The organism is Prevotella sp. HMSC077E09, assembly GCF_001814685.1.
Taxonomy (GTDB): Bacteria; Bacteroidota; Bacteroidia; order Bacteroidales; family Bacteroidaceae; genus Prevotella; species Prevotella oris.
This window is the reverse complement of record NZ_KV817559.1, coordinates 71813-75070: the sequence shown is the minus strand read 5'-3', so window position 1 is coordinate 75070 and position 3258 is coordinate 71813. Positions and strand designations below refer to the sequence as shown.

The window sequence follows — 3258 nt, the reverse complement described above, 5'->3', positions numbered from 1 at the left end:
CCAAGCATATAATGAAGAAGAATGCAGATAAAGGCAAATCTGAGGGCGGAAACAGCGAACTTCATACAAGAAGGAAGTTTTCCAAGAACTCGGAGATAGAAGCCTATCTCTCCACTCACTATGAGTTCAGATATAACACGGTGTTGGGAAGAACCGAGTATCGTGGCAAAAACGATGCTCTGTTCTCAAAAGTGGGTCGCTATGAAATCAATACGCTCCGCAGGGAGATAGACAATGACATCGGGATAATAACCTCATCGGATAACCTGTACTCCATCATCGAGAACAGTTTCTCTCCACGCATCAACCCCATACAGGAGTGTTTCAAGCAACTGCCCTTGATAGATATTGGTTGTAACAACAGTAGAAACAAAGACTGTCGCAGTGATAATGAAAGTAGTAATGATGCTTCTTCCTTTTCACTGAAAGCCATTCCCGGACTGGCAAGTTGCGTCATCGTGCACAACGCCGACAAGTGGCTACCGTACCTCACCAAATGGCTCGTAGCAGTGGTTGCAAACGCAATGGACGACCGTGAGTGCCGTAACCACACCTGCCTCGTGCTGACAGCCGAGCAGGGAAAGTTCAAGACTACATTCTTGGACTTGCTTTGTCCGCCTGCCCTGCACGGTTACAGCTATACAGGAAAGATCTATCCGCAGGAGAAGGACACGCTCACCTATATCGGACAGAATCTTATCGTAAATATCGACGACCAGCTCAAAGCACTCAACAAACGTGACGAGAACGAACTGAAGAACCTTATCACCTACCCGATGGTCAAGTACCGCATGCCCTACGACAAGTATGTCGAGGAATATTCCCACTTGGCAAGTTTTGTGGCATCAGTGAACGACAACGACTTCCTTACAGACCCGACAGGCAGCAGACGGTTTCTGCCCTTTGAAGTGCTGTCCATTGACATTGAGAGGGCAAAGAGTATATCTATGGACAGTGTCTATACGGAAGCCAAAGCCCTGCTAAACGCAGGTTTCCGCTATTGGTTTGACGATGATGAAATCACGGAACTATACAGGGAGAGCGAGGACTTCCAAGTGCAGACCGCAGAAACAGAACTTCTGTTGCGCTGCTTCGAGAAACCGACTGATGATAATCCCCGTTGCTCCTATATGACCACTACGGAAATCCTTACCTATCTGGGTATCTATACACGGCAGCCCCTGACTTCCAAACGTATGGGAGAAGCCCTTAAAAGGACTGGCTTTGAGAAAGTGAGCAAGAGGCGTGGCGGTGGCAGTCCTGTCTATGTGTATAAGATAAGGAAGATACTACCCTGTCCTTTGCTTGACAGTTGTAGTAGTCTGATGTAGTAGGGTGTATAGTATTGTCATTTACTACAATTCTGTATTGATTATCAACAACTTACAATAAAATAGTATGTAGTAAGAAAAAAGATGAAAAAGTTTGGAGGGAAAACTTTGGAAAAGAGAAATTCTTTCAAGTACCATTCAAATATCATTCAAACACACCATTGGCATTCAAACAAAAATTATTCAATCAATTCAATTAAAACATATCACAATGAAAGAAGAAGATTTATTACTCATCAAGCGATACCCCATTGTGGAGTATCTTGAAAGGAAAGGCATCAAGCCTATTAGACTAACACCTTCCTATGCCTTGTATCGTTCACCGCTTCGTGCAGAAATACATCCGAGCTTCAAGGTGGACACAGAGAAGAACCTCTGGATAGACTATGCCGAAGGCAGGGGCAGAAGTATTATCGACCTCTGTATGCGATTGGAGGGCTGCTTACAAAGGTGCGCTGTATCAACTTGGAAAATGCAGAGCCATTCCTCAAATGTATCAGCTATGAGGTAAGGGGCAGGTGCTATCAAGCCATTGCCTTTGCCAATCTATCGGGAGGGTATGAACTTCGAGATAACGGTTCGTTCAAAGGAACAATCGCACCGAAAGACATTACTCCTATACTCGCAGCAGACAATCAGAACACACAACAGACAAGACAAAGCCTGTCTATGTATTTGAGGGATTTATGGACTTTCTGTCCTTTCTTTCAATGAAAGAAGAGGTAGCCAACCACTGCCTTGTGATGAACTCCGTGAGTAATTTGGCGAGAACAGTCTGTTATCTGAACGACCGATATCTGACCCATATCTGTGCCTTCCTTGACAATGATGAAGCAGGACAGAGAACCGTGCAAGAATTTGTAAGGGCAGGTTTCAAGGTGGAGGATATGTCCGTACATTACAAAGGCTTCAAAGACCTCAATGAGTTTCATGTCAGTCGTATGCGTAAACAGGAGTAGCAGAAAGTGCAGGAACGGACACGGATGTCGGTTACGGAGCAAAATCAAAACCGAAAATCAAAACAAGTCAAACATAAAATGAGATAAAGAAATGGAAAAGAAAAAAGTCAGTAACGAGGGAATGGAGAATACAATCCATTCCACCAAGCAATATTTAGGACTCAACCAAATTGAAGGTTCGTCTGAATATCTCATTGCCGAACTTCGGGCAAGGAGAGCCAGAACTTTCAAGACCCAAACAAGCAGGACATAGAGAATACCGCGCACTCTGAACCTGCACAGAAATCGGAGAACGCAACCGTTCAAAGGCGCATCAGTGCCAAGATGAGAAAGGAAACGCTCGAAGCCTATAAGCAAGCCTACCTTGTGCCGACCAAGTTGAGTGACCGAAAGGCGGTCTATCTGAGCAGGGGGACACAGGAGCGTGCCGACTTCATCGTGCGCAGGCTGGGCGACAGGGGCAGCAACCTTTCAAGTTTCGTGGAGAACACCGTGCGCCTACTACATCTGGAGGAATACGGTGAGGACATAGAGAAATGGAGAAGACTGTAAACAGAGTGGAAGGGGGCGAGGGGGGCTGGAAAAGGGACAACCTTTTCACTAACCATTCTCACCTCTTTTTAATAGAATTCACTATTGAATGTTTACTGAACATACAGAACGGTGGGAGTATCACGAACGCAGTCAGGCATGGAATGCACGGCATTCACTTTTCGACTGCAAAACGCCTTGTGCGTAAACAGAACGTTAGCTGACATTGCAAGACGTCAGTTTGTACCCACAAACTGCTTTTGCTCCCCTCGTCAGACTGTCGGGGAGATTAGACCGTAATCACTCCGTTCTCATCGGTCAGCATTCAGGAATTAAACAACAACAAATCATCTATAATGATTAACTTTCAAGGAAACTTATATGAACAAAAACAAAGGAAAGACTGCCCGATGGCAGCAACAGAATAAGGAAGAGCA

The 3258-nt window shown here is 45.2% G+C and carries 1 protein-coding gene and 2 pseudogenes; all 3 read left to right on the top strand.

Annotated elements, in window-relative coordinates; translation table 11 throughout:
• A partial coding sequence (locus HMPREF2983_RS07050) for a VapE domain-containing protein (protein WP_246829369.1) occupies positions 1-1331 on the top strand: 1331 nt, incomplete at its 5' end.
• 211 nt (positions 1332-1542) lie between these two features.
• Positions 1543-2377 (top strand): annotated as a pseudogene (locus tag HMPREF2983_RS07045) (toprim domain-containing protein).
• Positions 2378-2381: 4 nt separating this feature from the next.
• Positions 2382-2842 (top strand): annotated as a pseudogene (locus tag HMPREF2983_RS07040) (DUF3408 domain-containing protein).
• Positions 2843-3258: the final 416 nt, after the last annotated feature.